This window comes from Agromyces binzhouensis (assembly GCF_004135055.1).
Classification (GTDB): domain Bacteria; phylum Actinomycetota; class Actinomycetes; order Actinomycetales; family Microbacteriaceae; genus Agromyces; species Agromyces binzhouensis.
Window position 1 is genome coordinate 1 of sequence record NZ_SDPL01000326.1, and the last position, 3,651, is coordinate 3,651.

Consider the following 3,651-nt stretch of genomic DNA (forward strand, 5'->3'; position numbering starts at 1 on the left):
CGACCGGCGGCTCGGCGAACGGGATGCCGAGGAACGCCGCAGAGGCTCCCCGCGTGCCGGGGTCGCCCCGCCACCGCCCGCGCACCGCGCCCGCCCTCGTCCGGACCTCGACGGTGGGCGCGGGATCTGGCACGGTGTCTCCTTCGGTCAGGCGTCGGCCGGCGTCGGCGGCGGCTCGAGCAGTCGCAGGAGCACCGAGACGTGCTCCGCCATGTCGATGGTCGGGTCCATGAGCCACTGGACCTGCAGGCCGTCGGCGGACGCCAGGATGAGCATCGCCGCCTGCTCGGCGTCGATGTCGGTCCGGGCCGTGCCCTCCGCCTGCATGCGGCGGATGTCGCTCGCGACGAACACGCGGAACGTGCGCGTGCGTTCGGTGAAGAACGCGTGCGCGGGGTGCGTCGGGTCGGTCGCCTCGGCCGAGAGCCGGACGTACAGCTGGATCAGGCCCGGCACGTCGGCGTTCCGGCCGATGGTCTGACGGAGGCCCTCGAACGCGGTGACGTCGCCCGTCCGCTCCTCGAACCGCGCCAGGTCGATCTCGTCGCGCTTGCGGAGCACCGCGGCGAAGAGCTCCTCCTTGGTGCCGAAGTAGTGCAGGAGGCCGGCCTGGCTGAGCCCGACCGCATCCGCGAGCTCTCGGACCGAGGCACGGCCGTATCCCTCGCGCGCGATGACCTCGAGTGCGGCCGCGAGGATCTCCTCGCGCTTCGCGACGCCCTTCGCGTACGCCCCCCGCCGTGCCATGCCATCGATCCTAGGTTGCGTGGCCGGTCGAGCCGTCAAGGGGTTGGGTCCGGATGCCACGCGGCGTACGCTCCCGTGCAGGCGCGCCGATCGTGGCCGCCCGACCGACACGCGAGGGGGACGCATGCCGAAGACCGCAATCGACCGCGACGCGCGACGCGACGCGAAGCGCGCGGTGAAGGACGCCGAGCGGGCCGCGAAGCAGGCGCGCAAGCTCGCATCATCGCTGCCCGAGCCGGCGAAGTCGAGGGTGACGGCGGCCGCGTCGGCCGAGAAGCGGCGCATCGTCATCGTCAAGCGCGAGGCCGATCGCGTGCCCTACGCGGCGCGGCGTGCGGCGAAGCGCTCGTCGGCGCGACTCGAGCGGGTCGCCGTCCGGTACGGCAGCGCCGGCGGACGCGCCTCCTCGAGCGATGCGTCGCGGAAGGGACGTTCGGCGAAGTCGATCGAGCGGCAGCGGAAGCAGGTCGAGCAGCCGTCGAAGATGGCGATCGTCAGCGGCTTCCGCACGCTGTTCACCGCCATCACGACGCCCACCGACCAGGAGCGCGCGCGCAAGACCGCGAAGGAGCGACTGCGCAGGATGGAACGGGGGAGCTGACATGGCGAGCACACGGCCGGCGCGACATCTCCGCGTCACCGGATCGTAAGGAACCTCCTCGATCCGGCGGAGTGGGGGACGGGCAGGGTTGAGCCATGGACACGGTGGGGGTCATCGGGGGCACGGGGCTCGCCGCGCTGATCGACGGGGCGACGCACGCGCGCGCCACGCCGTTCGGCCCGGCGATCGTCACCGAGGGTGAGCTCGGCGGCCGGCGGGTCGCCTTCCTCGCTCGGCACGGCGACGGCCACACGATCCCGCCGCACCGCATCAACGCCCGCGCCAACGCGTGGGCGCTCGCCGATCTCGGGGTGCGCGCCGTCGTCTCGACGGCGGCGGTCGGGTCGCTCCGGGCCGAGCTCCCGCCCGAGTCGTGGGCGATCCCCGACCAGCTCCTCGACCGGACGTGGGGCCGCGCCGACACGTTCTACGACGGCTCGCTCGTGCGGCACCTGCCGTTCGCCGAGCCGTTCTGTCCCGAGCTGCGTCGCGTGGCGGTCGAGGCGGTGCCGGATGCCGCGCCGCGGGCGACCGTCGCGGTGATCCAGGGGCCGAGGTTCTCGACCCGGGCCGAGTCCTCCGTCCTGCGCGAGGCCGGTGTCGACCTCGTGAACATGACGCTCTGCCCCGAGGTGGCGCTCGCCGCAGAGCTCGGCATGGGCACGGTGACGCTGTGCCTGGTGACCGACACCGACACGGGTCATGTCGAGGACGATCCCGACGCCGTGACCGCCGAGCTCGTCTTCCGCCGTCTCGCCGAGGCCCGGCCGCGCGTGCTCGCGTCGGTCGAGCGGATCGTCGCCGCGATCCCGCCCGACTACCTCCCGCGCGAGCTCATGGACGCCGAGGCGATCGAGCACGTGCTCGGCCTCCCGGTGGTGCGATGACCGTCCTCGTCACCGGCGGCGCGGGGTTCATCGGCGCCGAGGTCGTGCGGCTCGCGATCGAGCGGGGGGATGCGGTGCGGGTGCTCGACTCGTTGCGTTCCGACGTCCACGCGACCCCGGCCCGGCTCCCGGACGGCGTCGAGCTCGTGCGTGGGGACGTCCGGGATCCGCTGGTCCTCGACCGGACGCTCGACGGGGTCGACGTGGTCTTCCACGAGGCGGCGAAGGTGGGCCTCGGCGTGGACCTGCAGGACGCGCCGGACTACGCCGCGACGAACGTGCACGGCACCGCCGAGCTCGTGGCCGCGATGGCCCGTGCGGGCATCGATCGACTCGTGCTCGCCTCGTCGATGGTGGTCTACGGGGAGGGCGCGTACCTCGATGCGGACGGTCGGCGGCGCCGACCCGCTGCGCGGACGACCGCCGACCTGGATGCCGGCCGGTTCGAGCCGCGCGACCCGGAGACGGGGCATCCGCTCGCCCCCGATCTCGTCGACGAGGACGACGTGCTCGATCCGCGCAACGTGTACGCGTTGACGAAGCTCGCCCAGGAGCACCTGGTCGCCGCGTGGGCGCGTGCGACCGGCGGTCGCGCCGCGCTCCTGCGGTACCACAACGTCTACGGGCCGCGGATGCCTCGCGACACCCCCTATGCCGGTGTCGCAGCGATCTTCCGCTCGTCGCTCGCACGCGGGGAGCCGCCCCGCGTCTTCGAGGACGGCGCGCAGCGCCGCGACTTCGTCCACGTGACGGATGTCGCCGCCGCCAACCTCGCGGCCGCCGACGCACTGCACGGCCTGGCGGCCGGAACCGCCCGCGCGTTCAACGTCGGCTCGGGCGTCGTCACGACGGTGGGCGAGCTCGCGTCCGGGCTCGCCCGGGCGATGGGCGGCCCCAACCCGATCGTCACCGGGGAGTACCGGCTGGGCGACGTGCGGCACATCACCGCGTCATCCGCCCGAGCCCGCGCCGAACTCGACTGGGCGCCGCGGGTCGACCTCTCGGACGGACTGGCCGAGTTCGCCGCGGCAGGGGCGTCACGATGACCGGCGGGCGCGGCGGCCCGAGCATCGACCTCGTGCTTCCCTGCCTCGACGAGGAGCGGGCGCTGCCGTGGGTGCTCGGCCGCCTCCCCGAAGGCGTGCGCGCCATCGTCGTCGACAACGGGTCGACCGACCGTTCGGCCGAGGTCGCGCGCGAGCACGGTGCGACCGTCGTGACCGAGCCCCGGCGGGGATTCGGCGCGGCCGCCAACGCGGGCCTCGAGGCGGCGACGGCGCCGTTCGTCGCCTTCTGCGACGCAGATGCGTCGCTCGACCCCGCCGACCTGCCGCAGCTCGTCCGGCTCGTCGAGGAGGGCGACGCCGACCTCGTGCTCGGTCGGCGGCGACCGACGAGCGGGTCGGCGTGGCCGAT

The 3,651-nt window shown here is 74.1% G+C and carries 5 protein-coding genes; 4 read left to right on the top strand and 1 reads right to left on the bottom strand.

Annotated features, from left to right (window positions below; translation table 11 throughout):
• Positions 1-147 precede the first annotated feature (147 nt).
• Entirely contained in the window at positions 148-747 is a 600-nt protein-coding gene (locus tag ESO86_RS13455) for a TetR/AcrR family transcriptional regulator (RefSeq protein WP_129235474.1), read from the bottom strand.
• 124 nt (positions 748-871) lie between these two features.
• Here ESO86_RS13455 and ESO86_RS13460 point away from each other — a divergent pair, with 124 nt between their 5' ends.
• From ESO86_RS13460 to ESO86_RS13475, 4 genes are all read left to right on the top strand, one after another.
• Positions 872-1,348: a hypothetical protein gene (locus ESO86_RS13460; RefSeq protein WP_129235475.1), complete on the top strand. Its 477-nt coding sequence runs from the start codon at positions 872-874 to the stop codon at positions 1,346-1,348.
• Positions 1,349-1,443: 95 nt separating this feature from the next.
• A complete protein-coding gene (locus ESO86_RS13465) occupies positions 1,444-2,235 on the top strand; it encodes an MTAP family purine nucleoside phosphorylase (protein WP_129235476.1) in 792 nt (263 codons plus the stop codon).
• Positions 2,232-3,281: an NAD-dependent epimerase/dehydratase family protein gene (locus tag ESO86_RS13470; protein WP_129235477.1), complete on the top strand. Its 1,050-nt coding sequence runs from the start codon at positions 2,232-2,234 to the stop codon at positions 3,279-3,281. Before ESO86_RS13465 ends, ESO86_RS13470 begins: the two co-directional genes overlap by 4 nt.
• Positions 3,278-3,651, top strand: a 374-nt coding sequence (locus ESO86_RS13475; protein ID WP_129235478.1) for a glycosyltransferase family 2 protein, incomplete at its 3' end; no start/stop codon positions are given. The genes ESO86_RS13470 and ESO86_RS13475, both read left to right, overlap by 4 nt.